This window comes from Rhizobium sp. CF142 (genome assembly GCF_000281145.1).
Classification (GTDB): Bacteria; Pseudomonadota; Alphaproteobacteria; order Rhizobiales; family Rhizobiaceae; genus Rhizobium.
Map to the genome: position 1 here is coordinate 1 of NZ_AJWE01000032.1, position 20,308 is coordinate 20,308.

General features: G+C 59.4%; 20 protein-coding genes and 3 pseudogenes. 12 read left to right on the plus strand and 11 right to left on the minus strand.

Annotated features, from left to right (window positions below; translation table 11 throughout):
* The 8 genes and pseudogenes from PMI11_RS09235 to PMI11_RS09270 all read right to left on the minus strand — a co-directional run.
* A pseudogene (locus PMI11_RS09235) lies at positions 1-289 on the minus strand (DNA primase); the annotation flags it as partial.
* Positions 289-1,425: pseudogene (locus PMI11_RS09240) on the minus strand (DUF932 domain-containing protein). The pseudogenes PMI11_RS09240 and PMI11_RS09235, both read right to left, overlap by 1 nt.
* Before the next feature lie 93 nt (positions 1,426-1,518).
* A complete protein-coding gene (locus PMI11_RS09245; RefSeq protein ID WP_007815912.1) occupies positions 1,519-2,883 on the minus strand; it encodes an amidase in 1,365 nt (454 codons plus the stop codon).
* 45 nt (positions 2,884-2,928) lie between these two features.
* Entirely contained in the window at positions 2,929-3,129 is a 201-nt protein-coding gene (locus PMI11_RS09250; protein ID WP_007815913.1) for a hypothetical protein, read from the minus strand.
* A 54-nt stretch (positions 3,130-3,183) separates the two neighbouring features.
* The gene (locus PMI11_RS09255; protein ID WP_244430548.1) at positions 3,184-4,191 is read right to left on the minus strand and encodes an ABC transporter substrate-binding protein; all 1,008 of its coding nucleotides are present in this window, start codon (positions 4,189-4,191) and stop codon (positions 3,184-3,186) included.
* A gap of 7 nt (positions 4,192-4,198) precedes the next feature.
* Positions 4,199-5,041 carry an ABC transporter permease gene (locus tag PMI11_RS09260; protein WP_007815915.1) on the minus strand — a complete coding sequence of 281 codons (843 nt, stop codon included), beginning with the start codon at positions 5,039-5,041 and terminating at the stop codon, positions 4,199-4,201.
* 16 nt (positions 5,042-5,057) lie between these two features.
* The gene (locus PMI11_RS09265) at positions 5,058-5,837 is read right to left on the minus strand and encodes an ABC transporter ATP-binding protein (RefSeq protein WP_007815916.1); all 780 of its coding nucleotides are present in this window, start codon (positions 5,835-5,837) and stop codon (positions 5,058-5,060) included.
* A 172-nt stretch (positions 5,838-6,009) separates the two neighbouring features.
* Positions 6,010-7,059, minus strand: a complete 1,050-nt coding sequence (locus PMI11_RS09270; RefSeq protein ID WP_007815918.1) for a substrate-binding domain-containing protein — start codon at positions 7,057-7,059, stop codon at positions 6,010-6,012.
* A 204-nt stretch (positions 7,060-7,263) separates the two neighbouring features.
* Between PMI11_RS09270 and PMI11_RS09275 the strand changes: the two genes are divergently transcribed.
* Positions 7,264-7,701, plus strand: a complete 438-nt coding sequence (locus tag PMI11_RS09275) for a MarR family winged helix-turn-helix transcriptional regulator (protein ID WP_007815921.1) — start codon at positions 7,264-7,266, stop codon at positions 7,699-7,701.
* On the opposite strand, the gene PMI11_RS09280 is transcribed toward PMI11_RS09275, so the two are convergent.
* The 3 genes from PMI11_RS09280 to PMI11_RS09290 all read right to left on the minus strand — a co-directional run bounded on the left by PMI11_RS09280 (position 7,698) and on the right by PMI11_RS09290 (position 11,207).
* Positions 7,698-8,573, minus strand: a complete 876-nt coding sequence (locus PMI11_RS09280) for a DMT family transporter (RefSeq protein WP_007815923.1) — start codon at positions 8,571-8,573, stop codon at positions 7,698-7,700. The genes PMI11_RS09275 and PMI11_RS09280 overlap by 4 nt on opposite strands.
* Before the next feature lie 64 nt (positions 8,574-8,637).
* Positions 8,638-10,152, minus strand: coding sequence for an amidase (locus tag PMI11_RS09285; protein WP_007815925.1), 1,515 nt, complete (start codon positions 10,150-10,152; stop codon positions 8,638-8,640).
* Positions 10,153-10,310: 158 nt separating this feature from the next.
* Entirely contained in the window at positions 10,311-11,207 is an 897-nt protein-coding gene (locus PMI11_RS09290; protein WP_007815927.1) for a MurR/RpiR family transcriptional regulator, read from the minus strand.
* 132 nt (positions 11,208-11,339) lie between these two features.
* Between PMI11_RS09290 and PMI11_RS09295 the strand changes: the two genes are divergently transcribed.
* The 11 genes and pseudogenes from PMI11_RS09295 (at position 11,340) to PMI11_RS38365 (ending at position 20,268) form a co-directional block, all read left to right on the plus strand.
* Positions 11,340-12,359 (plus strand): ABC transporter substrate-binding protein, encoded by a 1,020-nt coding sequence (locus PMI11_RS09295; protein WP_007815928.1) that lies wholly within the window; start codon positions 11,340-11,342, stop codon positions 12,357-12,359.
* 85 nt (positions 12,360-12,444) lie between these two features.
* Entirely contained in the window at positions 12,445-13,464 is a 1,020-nt protein-coding gene (locus PMI11_RS09300) for an ABC transporter substrate-binding protein (protein ID WP_007815931.1), read from the plus strand.
* A 24-nt stretch (positions 13,465-13,488) separates the two neighbouring features.
* Positions 13,489-14,883 (plus strand): amidohydrolase family protein, encoded by a 1,395-nt coding sequence (locus PMI11_RS09305; protein WP_007815932.1) that lies wholly within the window; start codon positions 13,489-13,491, stop codon positions 14,881-14,883.
* Positions 14,880-15,707: an ABC transporter ATP-binding protein gene (locus tag PMI11_RS09310; protein ID WP_007815934.1), complete on the plus strand. Its 828-nt coding sequence runs from the start codon at positions 14,880-14,882 to the stop codon at positions 15,705-15,707. The genes PMI11_RS09305 and PMI11_RS09310 overlap by 4 nt, the downstream gene beginning before the upstream one ends.
* Positions 15,707-16,465 (plus strand): ABC transporter permease, encoded by a 759-nt coding sequence (locus tag PMI11_RS09315; RefSeq protein ID WP_007815936.1) that lies wholly within the window; start codon positions 15,707-15,709, stop codon positions 16,463-16,465. The genes PMI11_RS09310 and PMI11_RS09315 overlap by 1 nt, the downstream gene beginning before the upstream one ends.
* 41 nt (positions 16,466-16,506) lie before the next feature.
* The gene (locus PMI11_RS09320; RefSeq protein ID WP_007815938.1) at positions 16,507-17,244 is read left to right on the plus strand and encodes an ABC transporter permease; all 738 of its coding nucleotides are present in this window, start codon (positions 16,507-16,509) and stop codon (positions 17,242-17,244) included.
* Between the two features lie 2 nt (positions 17,245-17,246).
* Positions 17,247-17,543, plus strand: a complete 297-nt coding sequence (locus tag PMI11_RS09325) for a cupin domain-containing protein (RefSeq protein WP_007815940.1) — start codon at positions 17,247-17,249, stop codon at positions 17,541-17,543.
* 28 nt (positions 17,544-17,571) lie between these two features.
* The gene (locus PMI11_RS09330) at positions 17,572-18,150 is read left to right on the plus strand and encodes a hypothetical protein (RefSeq protein WP_007815943.1); all 579 of its coding nucleotides are present in this window, start codon (positions 17,572-17,574) and stop codon (positions 18,148-18,150) included.
* Positions 18,151-18,296: 146 nt separating this feature from the next.
* Complete coding sequence (locus PMI11_RS09335; protein WP_007815945.1) at positions 18,297-18,869, plus strand: nucleoside 2-deoxyribosyltransferase; 573 nt, start codon at positions 18,297-18,299, stop codon at positions 18,867-18,869.
* A gap of 101 nt (positions 18,870-18,970) precedes the next feature.
* Positions 18,971-19,534, plus strand: a pseudogene (locus tag PMI11_RS38360) (amidase family protein); the annotation flags it as partial.
* A gap of 107 nt (positions 19,535-19,641) precedes the next feature.
* A complete protein-coding gene (locus tag PMI11_RS38365; protein WP_280110099.1) occupies positions 19,642-20,268 on the plus strand; it encodes an amidase family protein in 627 nt (208 codons plus the stop codon).
* Positions 20,269-20,308 lie beyond the last annotated feature (40 nt).

The following is a 20,308-nucleotide window of genomic DNA, read 5'->3' on the forward strand; positions in this document are numbered from 1 at the left end:
GGCAGCTGCTCGCAGCCGCCTCCGTTGCGGCACGGAGAGGAAGCGGCGCGCCTCGTCCGCGACGTCGGCAAATGCGATCAAGCCGCATGTCTCGCGAATGAGGTCGAGCAGATGACCATACTGGCCGGTCGCCGCATCGCTCCAGCGGCCGGCTCGCGCACCGGTGAGACGCACGTAGAGAGACCGGCCCTTGCTGCCCACCGTATCGCCGGCCGGCCAAGAGATGGTGGCGGCAGACCGCCTCGGCATGGCGCGCCAGACGATCTGCCAAGTCCGAGACCAATGCCATCATGAGCTCGCACTGTCGAGAAGCTTCCTCGCCTTGCCCTCAAGATCAAGCCGGACGTCCTGATTGGTCCGCGTGCGGGCCAGCGCCGTGATGCCCTGGACGAAGTCGAAGATCGACTCCGGCGGACGCCCCTCCTCCGACAGCATCATCTCGATGACCTTGCCGGTCTCGGCTTTGGAGAAACCGCGCCGCCGCAGGAACGCCCCGCGATCCTCGTCATGCCGAGCGACGATCGTCGCACGCGCTGCCTTGATACCGGCAACGAAAGGCGCCGGCGACGAGTTGGCAAAGCTCGTCAATGCGGGTGCGGCTTCATGGGCAAAGCGCTGTGCTGCGAATTTCGAGTGGCGGATGGTGATTTCCTCGAACTGTTCCGTGCCGTGCGGTTGGCGCAGACGGCACGCAGATAGAAGGAAGCAACGCCCAATGTCTTGGAGCCGACCTCGGAATTCCAGGCGTAAAAGCCCCGGAAATAGAGATCGGAGTCACCGTTCGGCAGGTGCCCGGCCTCGATCGGATGCGTGTCGTCGACCAGGAAGAGGAAAACGTCGCGGTCGCTGGCATAAAGCGTCGTCGTATCCCTGGTGATGTCGATGAAGGGATTGTGGGTCATGGTCGCCCAGTCGAGTTGACCCGGCACCTTCCAAATCGTGTCGCCGGTACCATTGCCTGCGATCTTCATCACTGCCGAGACCAGTGGTCGAAGATGCGGCCATAATCGGGACCGGTGACGGCGCGCAGTCCGAGGCGCCCGTCGTCCATCTCGAGCGTCTTGACCAGTTCGGCGCGGTGATGGAGGAGACCATGCTGCAAATTGATGGTGGCCAGCGGGCCCGGCAGCTGGCGCAGATATGTGGCGGGAGCGTGGGTCGGCGCAATCGGCTGGGGTTGACCGGGCAGGACAAACTCGAGGCGTTCGGCATTGTCGCGCGTCGCTCGACCCGGATGGCGCTGCTCTCAACCGTGCGGCTTTGCGCCCGATCGGCGCGCGACCGGACAGTGTCGTATAGTTCGGTGATCGACAGGAAACGCTCGTCGTCAGGTCGCGAGAACCATTCGGACGAAACGCGGCCGATCCGCGCGCCGCGCGAGATATCGACCTTGAAACCAAAGGAGGACGGATGGCTGATGGGAATCGAACTTTAGACGCATTCCAGCATAGCGATGCGTCACAAAACTGGGAGCTTGAACGGCAAGATGATCCCCGGCACCAGTATTCGAACGCCAAACTACCGCGGTCTCATCCTGTGAAATCCTGTCACCTCCTGAAAATCGCCGACCAGCTTCATCAGTTGCTCCTCGCTGCCTTCACCACCCATCAGCTGTGCACCGATCGGAAGGTTGAGACCGTCGACGCCGATCGGAAAGCTGATCGCCGGCAGAGCCGACAGGCTGGGAATACAGGTAAAGCGCATGTTGCCCGTCAACGTGCTCTCTTCGACATTGCCAATCATGATCGTCTCCTGCCCGATGAGCGGTGCGGTGAATGGCAGGGTCGGCGTCAGGATTACGTCGACATTTTTCAGGTGGCGGTCGATCTGATCGCGCAGATAGGTGCGGTAGCGCTGCGCCTGCAGATATTCCACGGCAGTGAAGGTCATTCCGGCATGGAGCAAAATGCGGACGTCTTCTCCATATTGGGCGGCTTTGTCGATCAACCACGGCGAGTGAACCGCGCTTGGCTCGGCAGCATCGACGATCACCTGCGCATCGACAGCAACATCAAGGCCTTGGATTTCGACAATCTGGACAATGGCGCCCATGTCCTCAAACGTTCTGACAAGCGCACGGAACGCGGCCTCAACGTCCGGCTGCAGGTTTTCAAACCCGTAGCCCTCGATCAGACCTATGCGCGCGCCTCTAAGGGATCTCGCTCCTTGGACGAGCTGACCTGCTAGGCGTGATAGAGCGGAAAATACCGCCTGGCAATCTTTGGCACTACGTGCAAGTGGCCCCACGGTGTCCATACTCCAGGCCAGTGGAAACACGCCTTTTGTGCTTATTTGCCCGACGCCAGGCCGCAGGCCGGTCACACCGTTCATCGAGGCGGGAAGGCGCACGGAGCCGCCGGTGTCCGTACCAAGTGCAGCCATGACGGTGCCCGCTGCGACCGCCGCACCCGAGCCGCCGCTCGAGCCCGCTGGGATGCGCGCCTTGTCCCAAGGGTTGCGGCACTGCCCGAAATGCGGATTTGATGTCGTTCCGCCCCAGGCAAATTCGTGCATGTTGGTCGCGCCGATGATGATCGCACCCGCACGCTTTAGCCTTTGGGTCACATCCGCATCCGAGCCGGCGATGTAATCTTTCAAGACCGCGCTGCCGGCGGTCATCGGCTCGTCTTTGACCGCGATGTTCGCCTTGACGGCGACCGGAATGCCATGAAGCGGACCCAGATCGTAGCCTTTGTCGAGCAGCGCCTGATGGGCGGAGGCAACGGCGAGTGCCTTGTCGCGATAGACATCGCCGAGCGCCACAAGGTCGCGTGTCGCCTCCTCGCGATCGAGGCAATTTGCGACGAGATCCGTCAGCAGAATTTCACCGCTGCGAATAGCCTTGGCAGCCTCAGCGATCGAGAGGTCAGAGAGATCAGTCATGAAAGAAGCTCACAAAAGGTATCGAGTCTGTGCTGGCGCCGACGTTCAGGAAGGCTTGCGCCACAGAATTTCGGATGACACGAAGGCGGTGATTGGCGATGTCTCCGGCGATAACGCCTTGTTGCAGAAGATCGCGAGATTTTCCGCGCGCGCTGCCCAGGCTTCGACGGTCGGACGGACGGTTTCTGCATGATCCTCCGAGATCGGGCCGATCATCTGCATACGGGCTTCGAGAGAAAGGGGCATGACAGGCTCCAGGGAGTGAGAAAGGCCTTCAGCCTCCCTCACCCGATCAAAAGTTCACTTCATCTTGGCGTCGGCAGCTTCCTTGGCCTTCGTCGCCAACTCCGTGTTGACGTTGTTCTCGTAGGACGTCGCTTCCGACGGATAGGCCTTCACATTCTTGGCATAAAGGGCGATGTTGAGATTGTTGTCCCAGGCCTTCTTCGACACCAGAACGTTCTCGGGATAGCCCTTGGCATCAATCTCACGCTTCACGGCTTCGGCAACGATTTCGCGCGGCAGGTTAGGGAAGTACTTCGCCGCGACGTCGACCGTTTCGTCGAAGTTCTTGTAGATGAAGCGCGAGGCCATTTCGAAGGCCGTCACGACGCCCTGTGCGGCTTCAGGGTTCTTGGCAATGTATTCCTTCGTGGTTGTCAGGCTGGAGAATGCAAAGGGGTACCAGTCCTTGTTGGCCGAGAAGGAATAGACCGAGCTCAGGCCGTTCTGCCGGATGCTCTGCGTTACCTGCGGTTCGACGGCCAGGGCGTAGTCTGCGCGGTCGCTGACGATTGCCGGAATTTCGTTGCCGATCGCGACGTTCACCAGCTTGACGTTTTCAAGCTTCTGCTGCTTCACGAGATAGCTCATGAATGCCCATGTCGTGTCGGGCTCAGGGCTTGTGATGACGCGCTTGCCAGAGAAATGCATCAGGTCGTCCTGGATCGACGTGCCGTCCTTGCCGATGACGAAAACGGTCGGCGCATCCTGGATGCCGGCAACGACCACGCCATCGCCACCGTTTTCACGGCTCTTTGGCACGAAGATCGGGTCCTGGATCGAGAAATCCGCAGAGCCACCAATGACGGCTGCCCAGGATTGCGCCCCGCCACCGCCGGTCGCGATCTTCACATCGAGGCCCTGCTCCTTGAAGAAGCCCTTTTCCTGGGCGACGTAAAGCGGCAGGTAAAGCAGCGACTGGAACGCCTGGTTGATGCGAACTTCCGTGTCGGCGGCCGGCGCAGCGGGAGCCGCGATAAGGCCGGCGACGGTCGCAGCCAGCAGTGTCTTCTGAAGAGATGCCATGCGCATGTTATTTCCTTTCCCATGAGAGGATGAAGCGTTCGAGGAGATTGATGAGGGCGTTGAAGACAAGCATCATGATCATCACGAGAGCTACGCCGGCGAGCACGATGTTCATTCCGAAGTTGGAACTGCCGAGCAGGATCATGTGACCGACGCCGGCATCCGAAGAGATATATTCCGCCACGATGGCGCCGATCAGTGCGAAGCCGACGTTGAGCTTCAGACCGGATACGACCCATGTCATCGAGGATGGAACGACCAGCTTGCGGAAAATGGCCGAGCGGGACGCATTGAAGGAACGCATTAGATTTATGAGGTCCTGATCCGTCCGCTGGGCGCCGCGGTAGGACGTGGTCAGCGATACGACGACGCAGGAGAAAGCGACGATCATCACTTTCGACAGCATTTCGGTGCCGAACCAGATGATGGTGATGGGCGCAATGGCCAACACCGGAATGGAGCCGATCGCTGCGATGAAGGGGGCTGCGAGGTCGGAGATGAACTTCGAATACCAGAGAAGCAGCCCGAGCACCGAGCCCCCGATGGCGCCGACCACAAATCCGATGAGTGTCTCTTCCGTGGTCGTCAGGATATCAATTAAGAGTTCGCCTGAATCCATCCTTTGCACCAGCACGTCCCAGATCTGGCTTGGGCTGGAGAATAGAAAACGACTGATGAAACCCGTCCGTGCACCGATTTCCCAATAGGCGAGCAGACCAACAACGATCCCGATCTGCAGGAAGATCAAAACGTAGCGTCGCGTCGCCGCACTCTTGAAGAAAGTGGTTTCGCCCCTCGATTGCCGGGAGGGGGAAACGGGCGCGGAAACCGTGTCCGATATCGCTTTCATGAAATCACCATGTCTTTCAGGCGAGAACCGGCGTAATGCCGATGTTGTGCCAGATCATCTCGTAGTAGTCGTTGAAGCGGCGGGACATGCGGCGCTCCGGAATGAGCGGGCTGTCCGTTTCGAGATCTATCTTGATCTCGTTGATGATCTCGCCGGGATGTGCCTTCATGACGTAGACGCGATCCGACATCGTCACCGCCTCTTCGATGTCGTGGGTAATGAACACCACTGTCTTGCGCTCTTTCTTGACGATGCTGAGCAGCTCGCTTTCGAGCGCAATCTTCAAGGGATAGTCCAGCGCCTTGTAGGATTCATCCATCAGGATGATCTGCGGATCGGTGATCATCGTGCGCATCAGCGCCACGCGCTGGCGCATGCCGCCCGAGATCTGCGAGGGGAACTTGTCCTCGTAGCCTTCCATGCGGTAGGTCTGCAGCAGGGCCTTGGCCCTTTCTCGTGCTTCCCTCTTCGAAACGCCGGCAATCTCTAGGCCGAGCACCACGTTGTCGATGACCGTGCGCCATGGAAAGAGAAGATCCTTCTGGAGCACATAGCCGATCTTCGGCGAGGTATGGCCGGTGGTTTCGCGGTTATCGACCAGAATGGAACCGTTGTCGGGTTTCAATAGGCCGGTGATGATATTGAAAAGGGTCGACTTGCCGCATCCAGACGGTCCAACGAATGAGACGAATTCATTCGCGTCCGCATGGAATTTCATCTTGTGAAGGATCTGCACCGGCCCGGCCGCTCCTTCATAGAATTTCGAGATATCGATGGCTTCGAGCGTATGGCTCATAGGCTTCCTTTCCCTCGCCTGCTCCCAAGCAGGCGCAGCTTTGTCCCGAAGCGATAGGTGCTTGCCGCGCTCGCGCGCCAACCGACAGCCGAGCGTTTCGTGCTGAGTGAATTTAGTTGTAATTACGATAATAGGAAATGCAAGTACTTTTTACTCTTTGTTCAAAGTACCTTCACATTGCCCCGACAAGGCGGATGTCATAGCCATCGACCTGGGCAATGTGGATGGGATGGCGGCCGCCTGTGACGGGTGCGGAATCAAGGCCGCGCGCCGATTTCGTCTGACGCGATCTGCCGAGAGCAGCGCGTACCTGACGCGTTTCCATCGTGCCTGCGGCCGCAACAAGACCGGCCAAGCAATGCAGACCTTCGTAACAGGATTGACCATAGGCATTGGCCGGTGGCGGGTTGTCCCCGAAAATGCCGTGATAGCGCTCGAGAAATGCACCGTTGTTTCGCGAGCGGACGGCAGAGAAATAAGCCGACGCGATGTACATGTTTTCCGTTGCACCTTCATCCAGTCCATAGATGACGGTCTCGTCGACGGCGGATGCGAGACGAAGGGTGCTGGAACTCAGGCCGGCTTGTGCGAATGCTCGATTGAACTCCACGGCATCGAGGCCCAGAAAATGCGGCAGCACTACATCGCTGCGCGTCTCCTGGATCGCGTGGAATAGATCGTCGTAATCGTCGTGCTCGAACGGGCGGTAAAATTCACCCGTCACCGTACCGCCGGCATCGCGGATGAGGCGCTTTGCAATCGCAAACGATGAACGCGGCCAGTTATAGTCGCTGCCACACAGGAAAAAGCGAGAAACCTTCCGGCTTTGCATCAGCCACTCGATCGTCGGCCCCAGCAGTTCGCTCGATGTTTCACCCGTCGTGATGAGGTTGGGATGCTCCGCCAAGCCCTCGAACTGCGGTGTATAGATGAAAGGCACGGAATCATTGATCGAGCGCATCACTGGCTGACGCGCGTAGCTCGGAAACATCCCGATGATTGCCTCGACACCATCGATATCGACCGCGTTGCGCGCAGCCCAGGCCGCACTGGCACCGGTCGTGCCGGCGTCGATCGACACCAGGTCGACATAACGGCCAAGCATGCCGCCGAGCTCGTTTATCTCTCTTGCCGCCATGGTTGCGCAGGCCCATGCGGATGGAGCCCAGAGGCCTGCCGGGCCGACTTCCGGAACCAATAGCCCGATCCTGATGCCTGTCATTTTCATACTCCTGCGTTGGTACGCAGCAGGATCGAAGCACAAATCGTGCCAGTTGACGGGGTCCTAATACTGCAGGCTCTGCTTTCATTTTGAGCAGAATTCGATGCTCTGCCCAAAAGACCCGCAACAAAAGTCGTTCGCTGCTGCTTGAAGCGCAGGCCGTCAGAAGGTAGAAAAAGAGATAGTCGTAATGGAGGGCAATGCATGGAACTGCTTTCGGACAGCGAGTCTGCTGAGCTGATGGAGCTGATTTCAGGCATCAACTGGCAGTACAAGCAGGCGGTCGATCTGCGGTTGAAGCCGAAAGGCCTGCCGATCGAGCAATACCGTATTCTGGAATCGCTGCAGCGCAAGGACGGGCAGTCGATGCGCGAGCTTGCCGACGACGTGTTCGTCGATTCAGCGAGCCTCACCAAGATCATAGACCGTATGATCGGCAGCGCCGACGTGTATCGTGCTCCAGAACCGACGGATCGCAGGAAGGTGCTTATTTTCATTTCGGAAAAGGGTAACAGGACACTGGCCGAACTGCGGGAAGCATTGAAGGGCTCTCGGAGCGGACTGGTCAACCGGCTTGGGCCTGACCAGGTCAGCCAGTTGCGCGTCCTTCTCCAAAGCATGCTGAAGAACGACGACCGCTAGATACTGGCGACAGGAGGCGCTTTCTTCTGGCGAAACAGGATTACGACGACGCCAATAATCGCCAGCGCCGTGCCAATCCAGAAACTGTAGGTGGTCTGTTCGCCGAGGACCAGAATACCGAGGGCAACCGTCATCAGGGGGAACATCAATGTCAGTGACGAGACGACGCTGGCATCATACAGTTTCAGCAGCCTGTAATAAGCGGTATGGCTGATAACGGTGACGATCAGGGCAGAAAAGAGCAGGAGGCTGCCAAAGGCAAGCCCGTGGGCGCTTACTTTGGCAATCTGGTCCTGCTCGAGGAGTGTGGAAACAAGGGCAAGCGGCAGAATGGAAGTCGTCGCGGTCCACGCCTGCATGCGTAATGGTGTCATGCCACCGAGGCCCTTGAGCAACACCGAGCCCAAGGCAAGCGATGTCGCAGCCAACAACACAAGGCTCGCGCCCAACCCTGCGGAAATTTCACCCGGCCGCCATAAAACGACGATCGTTCCCATAAGTGCGATTGCAATGCCGATGATGCGACGCAGGCCAATCCGCTCCTGGAGCATCAATGCTGACAGGATCGCCGTCATCGGCACGCCGATCTGGAGCAGGATCGCTGCCAGTGCTGCACTGATCAATCCGTATCCACTCAGCAGCAACCCGAAATGCCCCGCACCCATCAATAGTCCGGTTGCAACAACCGGCGCCAGCGGCCGAGGCAAAGGTCGTAGGAATGGCCACAGAACCAATGCGACCAAAAGAAATCGGGACGACGACAGGAAAATCGGCGGCACGCCGGCAACCGCGATGACATAGCGGCTGAGCACGGCGTTGATGGCCCAGATCAGACATATACCGACCATGGAAAGAAAATCGACGGGGCGCATGAGGCAGAGCTCGCGAGGAGAAGCGCCGAAGACCGGCGAGGAACGAGAACGGTTGAGATATGGATCAGAATTGACGCCAGTCGCCAATACCCTCGAAAGCCGCCGCGGCGCGGTAGATCGTCGCCTCGTCGAAGCTCTTGCCGATCAGCATCATGCCGGTGGGCAGCCCGTCCGAAAGCCCGCAGGGGATCGACATCGCCGGGTGGCCGGTCACGTCGAACGGGCAGGTGTTAACGTTCAGCTCGGCAGCCCGCTGAATGATCTCCGACAACGATGCACCCGGCGCCGGCAACGGCGAGGCAACGCGCGGCAGCGTCGGCATCAGGAGGAGGTCGAAGGAAGCAAGGGCATTGTCATATGCCGCCTTGATGCGGCGGGCGAGATTCTGCGCCTTGGCATAGTAGCGGCCATTGTGTTGATCGAGCGCCCAGCCGCCCGTCAGCATGGCCAGCTTCAGAGTCTCCGGCAGCTCGTGGGCGCGTTCCCGCCAACGGGCATGAGCATCCAGCAGGCTGACATCGTAGCGCCCTTTCCAGTTGAAGCCCATGCCGTTGCCGATCATCATCTGCATCGTCAGGCCTTCCGAACCGATCGGCGTCCATACGGCAGCCGCAGTGACATGTTCGGGAATGGAGATTTCCGTGACAATGGCGCCGAGGGCCGCGAGCCGCGCAGCGCCCTCCCGCACCTTGCGAGCAACATCGTCCTGCATCGTCGGGCCACTGAAGCCCTCGGACACGATCGCGATCCGCAGGCCGACTACGCCCATGTCAAGGGCGCTGAGATAATCACCCTTGATAGGCGCATGCTGGCGCGGATCGAGACCATCATCTCCGGCGATGACATCAAGCAATAGCGCATTGTCGGCAACGGTGCTCGTCATCGGCCCGGCGTGATCGATTGTCGCTTCGATCGGCATGATGCCCGTATAAGGAACGAGGCCCCAGCTCGGCTTCATGCCATAGATGCCGCAATAGGATGATGGAATCCGGATGGACCCACCCTGGTCGCCACCGATCGCCATATCCGCCTCGCCGGCCGCTACCAGCGCGCCGCATCCGGACGACGAACCGCCGGCCGAATATCCCTGCCGCCACGGATTGTGCACTGGCGCCGGCTGCGAGGTATGGCTGCCGCCGGACATGCAATAGCTTTCACAGGTCGCCTTGCCGAGGATCGTGCCGCCGGCATCCAGAATACGTCTGACAACCGTTGCGTCGTTTGTCGGAATGAAGTCGGCGAGCAAATTCGATCCGTTGGCCATCGGCGTATCGGCCAAGGATACGTTGTCCTTGAGGACAACGGTCATACCTTGCAACTTGCCGGCTGCTGCACCTTCAACCCTGCTCTTCCACGCCCAAGCGCCTAACCTGTTGTCCGAAGGCTCCGGGCGGTATCCGATGCCGCGATCATAGGGAGGGGGTTCGATCGGTTCATCCAGGGCATCGACAATATCGTAGGCATCGAGCCCCACCATCATCTCCGAGCGATATTGCTCCACCTCTGCATCTGACATATTGAAACCAAAGGAATGAGCCAGCTTGGAAAGCTGTGCCGTTGTTGGGCGAGCCAAAGTCATGGGGGCCTCAATTTTACAATCGCTGATGTCGTTATATAGTAATTACGATAATTGTAAATTCTACTAAATTGGATTTTGACAACCCCGATGGGTGGACGGGATATGCTCACCCGTGATCTCGGGAACCTCGCAGTGATAACGGCCACCAACCGCGATGATCAACTGCCCTCGGCGATGAGCCACGGGTAGGCGAAATCGGCGTAACGCTCGGCTGCCGCCGCTGCACCCGGCATGTTTGCCGATACGCCCGCTGCAAGGGCTTCAAGCACAGCCAGTATGGCGGCATCCGAGGTCGCTCCAATCGTCCGACCGGCGCGGATGTAAAGCGTCAGCGTCCCGAGACTTGCGATCGGCGATGCTTGCGTGTCGGTGATGGCGAGGATGGGAATATTGCGCTTTTTGACGGCGCGTGTCACCTCGACCGTATCACGGATATATCGCGGAAATGCCAGCGAGATGACAAGATCCCTTTCCCCGTAATGGGCAAGATGGCGCGACGCCGCCAGCTTGCCCGAGCCTGCTTCGATGACATGCTTGCCGGTCATCTCCAGTCGATGGGCGAAGATGTTGAAAAGTGCGGCTGCGTTGTCGAACGCCAGGAGCAGGATGCGATCGGCTTTCGATATCATTTCCACTGCCTGGCCAAGCCTGGACGAGTCCAAGGATTGCAGTGTCTCGCGAATGTTTTCGATATCCTCCTGTAAAGAGGCAGCAATGATATCGTGGACGGTCGACCCTTCGGAGATCTTTTGGCGCAGCCGCTCGACGGGAGCGAGCATCGCCTGAAAGCCCTGTACGACCTCCGAGCGAAACTGCGCATATCCTTCAAAACCGAGCTTGCGCGCAAACCGGTTTGCGGTTGCCACCGACACGCCGGACGCATGGACCGTGTCGTTGATGCTGAGTTGGATGATCATCATGGGATCTGCGAGCACGAAGTCCGCAAAGGTTCGAAGCGCCGAGGAGAGCTCCGGATAGATGGCTGCAATGCGATCGGCCACGACCGAACCGCCGGGGAGATAGCTGGCTGGTAGTTGGTTTTTTTGTAATTCCACGCATCACTCCCAAATCTGTATTGTAATTAAATTTTCATGTGCTACCAATTTCTGTAACAAAAAAAGCAGCACTCGGAAAGCGGGTCGCAGCAAGAGGGAACAGCCAAGGGCAGCCTTTTTTAGGGGACGCCCATGGTTTCGACACATGATTATTCGCGCCTCTCCCGGCGTGCAATTCTGAAAATGGGAGCAGTATCGGCCGCAGCAGGCGTTCTCGGTTTTCCTGGATCATCATCGGCCGCGACATCTTTGACAACGGCGTTTGGCTGGATTTCAAACGTCGAATATGCCGGGTTTTGGACGGCCCTGGAACAGGGCTACTTCGCCGCCGAAGGGATCGATGCGAAGTATCTTTCCGGTGGTCCGAGCGCACCCGATACGCTCGTCTCGCTTTCGGCGGGCGCGTCGCAGATCAGCACCGCCAACTGGTTGCCATTCCTGGACGCTGTCGACAAGGGCAACGACTTTGTCATCCTTGGTGCCAGCTGGAACAAAAGCCCGGCTGCGCTGATGTCGCTTGCCAAGCGTCCCGTGCGCGAGCCGAAAGATCTGGTTGGAGCGACCATTCTCGCTCAGAATGCCAGTGACAGCACGATCATCGACGCCATTCTCGGCAATGCCGGCTTGCCGCTTGATTACAAGATCGTGCCGACAGGCTTCTCGCCTGAGCCGCTGGTGGCTGGCGACGGCGACGTCTACCTCTGCTTTGCCACGAACCAGCCCATCACAATGGAAAAGATGGGCATGGTCGAGGGAAAGGACTTCTTCGTCACGCTCATGGACGATATGGGCTACAAGGTGAAGCAAGGTCTCCTCGTTGCACCGCGGTCCCTTGTCAAGTCGGACCGCAACGGCATGGTCGGGTATTTGCGCGCCCTGTCCAAGGGCTGGGATTACGCGTTGAACCATCCTGACTACGCACCAAAGATCGTCATCGAGAAATATGGTGCAGATCTTGGCCTCGATCCCGCCCAGCAGAAGCGTCAGATGGAATTGCAGATCCCGCTCATCGCCGCGGATCCCGGCATGAAGCTGCTTTCCTTCGATCCTGCAACTGTCTCCGGCTCGATGACCCAGGCCGCCAAAGCTGCGGGACGCAAGGTACCGCCACCTGACACGATCATCGACCTCAGCCTCTTGAACGAGATCTGAAGTCGACGGCGCCACAAGGCGCATCCGCGACCAGATCACCGTTGAATTCCAGTCATGGCAGGCGCCTGAGGGCGAAGGAGCAGACATGAACAGACGCAGTTTTCTCAAATCTGCAGCTATTGCCGTGGTGGCCGCCCCGTCCGTCGCAAAGCTCAGCTTCGCGCAGGATGCCGCCAAACTCAGGGTCCAGCTCGGCTGGATTGCCAACGTCGAATATGGCGCCCACTGGATCGCACTCGACAAAGGCCTCTTTACCGCAGCCGGGCTCGATGTGACTGTTACCCCCGGCGGACCGAATGCGCCCGATCCGCTCACGCTCGTGGCTGCCGGAAATACGGATGTCGGCTATACGAGCTGGCTGCCGTTTCTTGATGCCGTCAAGCTCGGCAATGACTACGTCCTGATCGGCGCGGCGATGCAGACCTCGCCGCTCGGCATCATCTCTCTGGCAAAGAAGCCTATCCTCGAAGCCAAGGATATCGTCGGCTCGAAAATTCTTGTGCAGGGGCCAGCTGAACAGACGGCCATCGAGGCGACCCTGGCACTCAACGGATTGCCGGCAAAGGACTGGACAATGGTGCCGGCCGGATTTTCGCCGGAGCCGCTGGTCGCCGGCGACGGAGATGGATACACCGCATTCGCCACCAATCAGACGATCACGCTGGAGGGAATGGGCCTCGTGCGCGACAAGGACTTCTTCTTCCGCAGTTTCGACGAGCTGGGCTTCCCGAGCTATGCCGGCCTTGCTTTCGTCAAGCGCGACTTCTTGACCGCAAATCGCGGGTCGCTTGTTAAATACGTGCAGTCGCTGATCCGTGCGCAACTCCTCAACGAAGCCGATCCCACGCTTGCACCCAAGCTCGTCATCGACAAGTACGGCGCCGACTACGGCCTGAACATCGATCAGCAGATGCGCCAAAACCAGCTGCAGATGCCATTCTTCAGGCCGGGTGCGGATCCGAATTACCATCTCTTCAAGCTCGACAAGGAGAAGATGGCCGGCTCGATGTACGCCGCAGCCAAGACAACCGGACGCACCGACCTGCCCGATATCGACAAGATCGTCGACGCCAGCATCGCCGAGGAGGCGTTCGCAGGACTGTAAGACCAACATTCTGGAATGTCCAAAATGCAGGAAGAAATGGGATCACAAGCGATCGATCTGTTGGTTAAGGGATGTGACGTGGTCACGCTCGATGCCAACGGTACCGTCATCACCGATGGAGCGATCGCGGTCGAGAAAGACCGCATCGTCTGGATGGGACCGGCCGCAGACTGCGGCAGCTTCACACCAAAATCTACGATCGACGGACGCGGCAGGATCGCCATTCCCGGTCTGATCGACGCGCATTTTCATACCGGCCAGCAGTTCCTGCGCGGAAAGCTTCAGGCGATCGCCCGCACGCGGCCGCTGAAGCTGCCGGTCTGGAAGAACTATCTTATTCCGTTCGAAAGCTGCCTCGAACCGGAGGACGTCTATCTCTCCGGTCTCGTGGCATACACGAACATGATCCAGGTGGGCACGACCTGTTTTGCAGAGGCCGGTGGTCCGCATCCCGACGAGATGGGTCGGGCGGCAACGGATGTCGGCATTCGCGGTTTCGTATCGCTGTCGACGATGGATCAGAGCGAAAACATTGGACCGGATGTTCCCGCAAACATGCTGATGACACATGAGCAGGCGGTGGAGCGCAATGTATCTCTGGTCAAGCGCTGGCAAGACAATGATCGCGTGAAGGCCTGGCTATCGCTGCGCCAGATCATCGTGTGCTCTCCGGGTCTGATCAAAGATATCTCCACGGCAGCCAGAGATCTTGATGTCAAGATCCACACGCACCTGTGCGAAGGCAGTTACGAGATCGATTATGCGTTTGAAAAATTCGGTAAGCGGCCGACGGAGTGGCTCGATGAGATGGGTGTGTTGTCCTATCACCTTCATTGCGCCCATTCGGTTCTGCTGAGCCCGAACGAGGTCGATCTTTACCAGAAGCACCGACTTTCGGCCTGCCATTGCGGTTTCGGCAATTATTCGATCGGCCATCCAAGGCTCGTTGAAATGTGGCGGCGCGGCATCGCCATCGGCCTTGGAACGGATGGGCCTGGAGCGGCCGGCACCCTCGATATCTTCCAGGTGGCCCACGTTGCGCGGGTGGGACAGCAGGCCGCAAACAGCGCGGTATTTCACCAGCGTGAGCCGATCTCGGCCGAAGAACTGTTGAAGGTCGCGACGATCGGCGGTGCTCGCGCGCTCGGCATCATCGATAAGGTCGGAACGCTGGAGGTCGGCAAGAAGGCCGATTTCCTTCTCTGCGACTCGAGCCGGATGGACCACCAGCCGATCTATGACGCCTTGTTCGTGGCCGCCAACCTTGTGGTTGGACGCGACGTGGAAACCGTCATCGTCGACGGCAATGTCGTGATGAAGAACCGGGAGATGCAGACCGTGGATACGGCTGCGATCAAGGCGAAGCTTTTCGAGCGATTGCCGGCGATCTCCGAGCGCTTTGAGCGGATGGTCGCATGATGCAGGAAAAGAGCGCCCTGATTTTGCCGACCGAACAGCCCGAGATAAGCCAGGAGCAACCAGCGATCCATGTCGATCGCGTCGGAAAAACGTTCACTCTCAATGACGGAACGGAGCTTTCGGCAATCGATGAGGTCGATCTCAAGATCGGCAAGGGCGAATTCGTCGCCCTGCTCGGCCCGTCCGGATGCGGAAAGAGCACAATCCTTCGCCTGGTCGCAGCACTCGAACAGGCAAGCAAGGGCCGCGTCAGCGTCGAAGGGCGCGAGCCTCGCGAGCTTTCCAAGGCGCACCGCCTCGGCGTCGCGTTTCAGGACCACGCGCTTTTGCCGTGGCTGACCATCGAGGACAATGTTGCCCTGCCCTTCAAGGTCTCGGGAAAACCAGTCGACCAAGCACGGATCGGTTATCTGCTCGACCTCGTGGGATTGCGCGGCTTTGAGACGGCGCGGCCGCGTCAGTTGTCGGGCGGTATGCGCCAGCGTGTTTCGATCGCCCGGGCGCTCGTCCTGCATCCTGACGTGCTGCTTCTCGATGAGCCCTTCGGCGCCCTCGACGCCGTCACCCGCCGCCACATGAATGTGGAACTGCAACGGATCTGGAGCGAGGAGCGTATTACGACGCTTCTGGTCACGCATGCGGTCGAGGAGGCGCTTTTTCTGGCCGATCGCGTCGTCGTCATGAGCGGACGTCCAGGCCGCGTGATCAAGTCGATCGACGTTCCCTTCGCCCGCCCGCGCCTGCCGGAGATGCAGCGCTTGGCGGAGTTCCATCATATCGCCGATGAACTCACCCTGGCACTCGAACCGGGAGGGCAACATTGATGGCTGGCTCGCATGAGAAAGCGCAAGAGATTGCATTCGGCGCCATTGGAATCGGGCTGTTTCTGGCCCTATGGGAAATCATCGGTGTTTACAGGCTCGCCGGCCTTACCTGGCCGCCGCTGACACAGGTGCTCGCTTTCCTGTTCGACCCGTCGCGGCAGGCGCTGTTTCTGCGTGCATCCGGAGCGACTTTCTCGATGGCCGCTTTAGGCTATCTCGCAGGCGGTATCGCCGGTATTGGGCTGGCCGCCCTTGTACACATGTTTCCGGTCGTGCGACCGGGCGTGGATAGGCTCTCGAGTGTCATTCACGCCATTCCTGCGATCGCCCTGGCGCCGATCTTCATCGTGTTGATCAATCGCGACTTCACGGGCATGGCGATTGCGGCACTCAACGTGTATTTCGTGCTTTATGTCGGCACGACATCGGGCCTGATGAATTCGACGCAGAACCATCGCGACCTCTTCACTGTCCTCGGCGCCTCGAAAGTCGCACGGTTTGGCCGACTCGATCTTCCGGCTGCCCTGCCCGCGATCGTCAGCGCCATGAAATATGCCGTTCCCGCCTCCCTCATCGGCGCCATCCTCGGTGAATGGTTCGGTTCGTCGCGCGGCCTGGGTTTGCTGATGGTCAGTGCCATGCAGAATTTCCAGATCCCGCTGTTGTGGAGTGCCGTTCTGATCGCCGCCGGCGCATCGCTTGCCGCCTTCGGCCTGATGACGCTCGTCGAACGACTTGTCTACGGGCGTTTTCAATGAGCGCGCTGCCCAGGAAACAAGCTCGAGGGCTGACGAGCGCAATGAAATTGACGCTCTCACGATACTGGGGTGTCGCGGCCGTGCTGCTTCTCTGGCAGGGCTGGGTCAGCCTTACCGGCGTCAATGCCATCGTCATGCCGCAGCCGGCCAATGTTATTGCCGATATCCTGAGCTCGCCGGGGGTCTATCTTCAAAATGGCGGTCAGACCCTGATGCTAGCGGCTCTCGGGCTGATCATCGGCATGGGGTTGGGTACGCTGATTGCGGTCATCGCTTGGACATCGCGTGTCATGAGCGGCATCCTAGTACCCCTGAGCCTGATCTTCTCATCGGTGCCCGTTGTCACGCTCATTCCGGTTCTCGCCCGCATCTTCGGCTACGACGTAAAGACCGTCCTTGCGATCGTCGTCATCATTTCCTTCTTTCCGGCCTTCGTATTCACGTCCGCTGGGCTCAAAGCGCTGCCGCCGGGTAGTGACGATCTGTTCAAGGTGCTTGGCGCACCGCCGCTTCGCCGTTTTATCCATCTGGTCGCGCCAGCAACGGTTCCGAGCTGGATGATTGCGTTGAGGCTCGCTGCACCTCCTGCGGTTCTGTCGGCGATGGTCGCCGAGTTCCTAATGGGCACGTCGGGGCTCGGCCATATGTTCCGCACGGCCGCAACCGACTTCCAGACCGAGCGCGCCTTCGGCACCAGTCTTGTCGCCACCGTCATCTCGGTGATCTGCTTTACTGGATCGACGGTCGCCGAGCGTCGTGTGAACGAGAAATGGAGATAACGATGCCCGACCAAATTCTGACGCCGGCTGAAGCAACGGTGCAGCAGGACAATGAACGCGTGCGTATAGTGCGCTGGCATTTTGCCCCTGGAACGGAAACAGGCTGGCATCGGCATGGCCATGATTACATTGTCGTGCCGTCGATCAGCGGCACGCTGACGATGATCAATCCGGATGGGTCGCTCCACGAAGCACAGATGATCGCCGGCGTTTCCTATTTCCGCCAAATCGGTGTCGAGCACAATGTGGTCAACCTCAGCGACACGCCGGTCGAGTTCGTCGAAATCGAACTCAAATGATGTCTCAATGAAGTGAAGGACAGCACATATGAAAGTCAGTCTACCCCCGGATCCGTGGCAGAAGGTTTCGACCTATCACGGCGTTCCGGCCGATGAGGTCATTTCCGGTCTCCAGAAGTGCCTCCGCAGAGGGCTCAAGGAGAAAGCCCTGCTGATAGCTTATGAAATGTATATCTCAAGCGCAGAGCTTGAAGAGATGCTGTGGTCGCGCCTCAGCGTGATCGCCGTGGAAGACGTCGGCGGTGGCAATATCATGCTGCCGGTGTTGATCGATACTCTTTATCGCACGCATTCGCGCTATCCCCGCCCGCTTGGCGACCGTTTCCTGTTTGCCGCTCACGCGCTGCGTTTGATCGCCGACAGCCCGAAGGATCGCACGTCTGACGACATGGTCAATTTCGCCAAGCTAGAACTCTCGGTGCGCGACAAGCCGCCGGAGGTCCCGGATTTTGCCATCGACATGCACACCCGTCGCGGCTGGGAAATGGGGCGCGGCTACGAGCATTTCATGACGGAAGCTTCGCGCGTCGAAAACGTGATCGCCGATCGCGACACATCGTATCGCGACCGCATCATGGCCGCGATCGAAGCGGGCGAACTCTCCTAGCCCGATTTTCGTGCTTACCCAGAATGAACAGGACACCGGCTCCATCGAAGCTGAGCCGGGCGCCACTCCAATCAGCCGCCCGAGCGCTTTCCAACGGAGGCAAGGCGCGGGTGGCGCTGACACATGTCATGTCCCAAGGAAAAAACATGAAAGTCTATCTTGCAGGTCCGGAAGTCTTTTTCGCCAACGGCGAGACGCTGATTCAGCGTAAGCGATCTCTTACGCTCCAGTACGGTTTCCATCCGAACATATGGATGGGTGATGCCGAAATTCCCGACGATAAGTTCGGCAGCGGCCTTTATATCAGCGCGGCAAACGAGGTGGTGATGCGCGACTCCGATTTCGTCATTGCCAATATCACACCGTTCAGAGGATTTGCCGCTGATGTTGGCACGTCTTTCGAGCTCGGCTTCATGTGCGCGCTCGATCGACCCGCTTTTGCCTATAGCAACGATCCGCGGCATTACGAGGAGCGCATCGTCGGGCACTTCGGCGGCACCTTGGCGGTCCGGGACGACGGCGTCTTTCGCGCGGATGACGGGCAGATGGTGGAATATCATGACATGGCCGACAACCTGATGCTCGATGGCGGCATTGCGGCGCGCGGCGGGATTGTGGCCCGCCCTAAGAGCGGCACGCTGCTGCCGGCCGACGACCTGTCGATGTTCGAGGAATGCCTCTCGGCGGCACGCCGCTTCTTCGACGGCAACTCGCAATGATGGACGCCACGGCCCTCGCCGCCGAAATCGCCGACGGAAAAATCTCCGCGCAGGAATGCACCGACAATGCCATCCTGGCGATCGAGGACCGCGATCGCGAGATGAATGCTGTGGTGGTTCACGCTTTTGACGCCGCCCGGCAGCAGGCAGCCGAGGCGGATCGAAAACGGGCCAGCGGAGAGCGGCTGCCGTTGCTCGGCGTTCCCATCACCATCAAAGAATCCTTCGACGTTGCGGGCTTGCCGACAAGTTGGGGTCTGGAGGTGTTTCGCGACGCGATTGCCTCCGAGGATGCTGTCTCGGTCGCAAGGCTGAGGAAGGCCGGCGCCGTCATTCTCGGAAAAACCAATGTGTCCGAGGGTCTCGACGGCTGGAATGCCAGCAATCCAGTCTACGGCCGGACGAACCATCCGATGAATGCAAACTGGACGCCCGGAGGGTCGTCAGCCGGCGCAGCCGCGGCTGTCGCGGCGGGCCTGTCGGCGCTCGACATCGGCTCGGATCTCGGCGGGTCGATCCGGCTCCCTGCGCATTTCTGCGGCATCTATGGACACAATGCGTCCGCGGGGCTGATACCGCTGCGCGGTCACGTGCTGAACGGTCGCAAGGCGCGGCTCGATATGTCCGCTCCCGGCCCGATGGCCCGCAGCGCCCGGGATGTGGCGCTCGGCTTGGCAATCATGGCCGGTCCCGATGACGACGAAGCGACCAGCTTCAAGCTTGAGCTGCCACCCCCACGTCACCAGTCCATCAGGATTTTCGCGTTCTCGTATTGGATCGCCATCCTTCGATCACCACCGATCACGCCATACGCGGAGCCATTGCGTCCTTTGCCTCCGACCTTGCGTCGCTCGGAGCCGACGTTCGTCCAGCACGGGGGATCGTGCCCGACCTCGCCTTCGTACTCGCCATCTACATGCGCCTGCTTGGTGGTGCGCTCGGCCTCGGCCAGAGCGTTGAAGCAAGACGCCGCCTTCAGGCGCAGGTCAACGCGCTTGCGGTCGATGATAGGTCCATATCCGCCGCCCGGCTGCGCGCAAGCGTGATATCGCATGCCGACTGGCTCACTGCCAACGAGGAACGCATCAAGCTTCGCTGGCACTGGCGAGACATTTTCCGCCATGTCGACGTCGTCATATGCCCGCCAGCCCCGGTGGCCGCGCTATCGCACGCCGAGGCGGCTTCCGAAGAGATCAGGATCGACGGGATCAGGACCCATCGCGGCGATCAGGTCGCGTGGGCATCCGTCGCTACAGCTGCCGGGTTGCCGGCAACGGTCATGCCCTACGCCCGGACAAACGATGGGCGGCCGCTCGGTATCCAGATCATCGGCCCTTATCTGGAAGATTATACGCCGATCAAGCTCGCAGAGCTTTTTGCTGCTTCAGGAACACCATGAACAGGCATGGCAATTCAGAGAAATGTTGACACCGTGACGG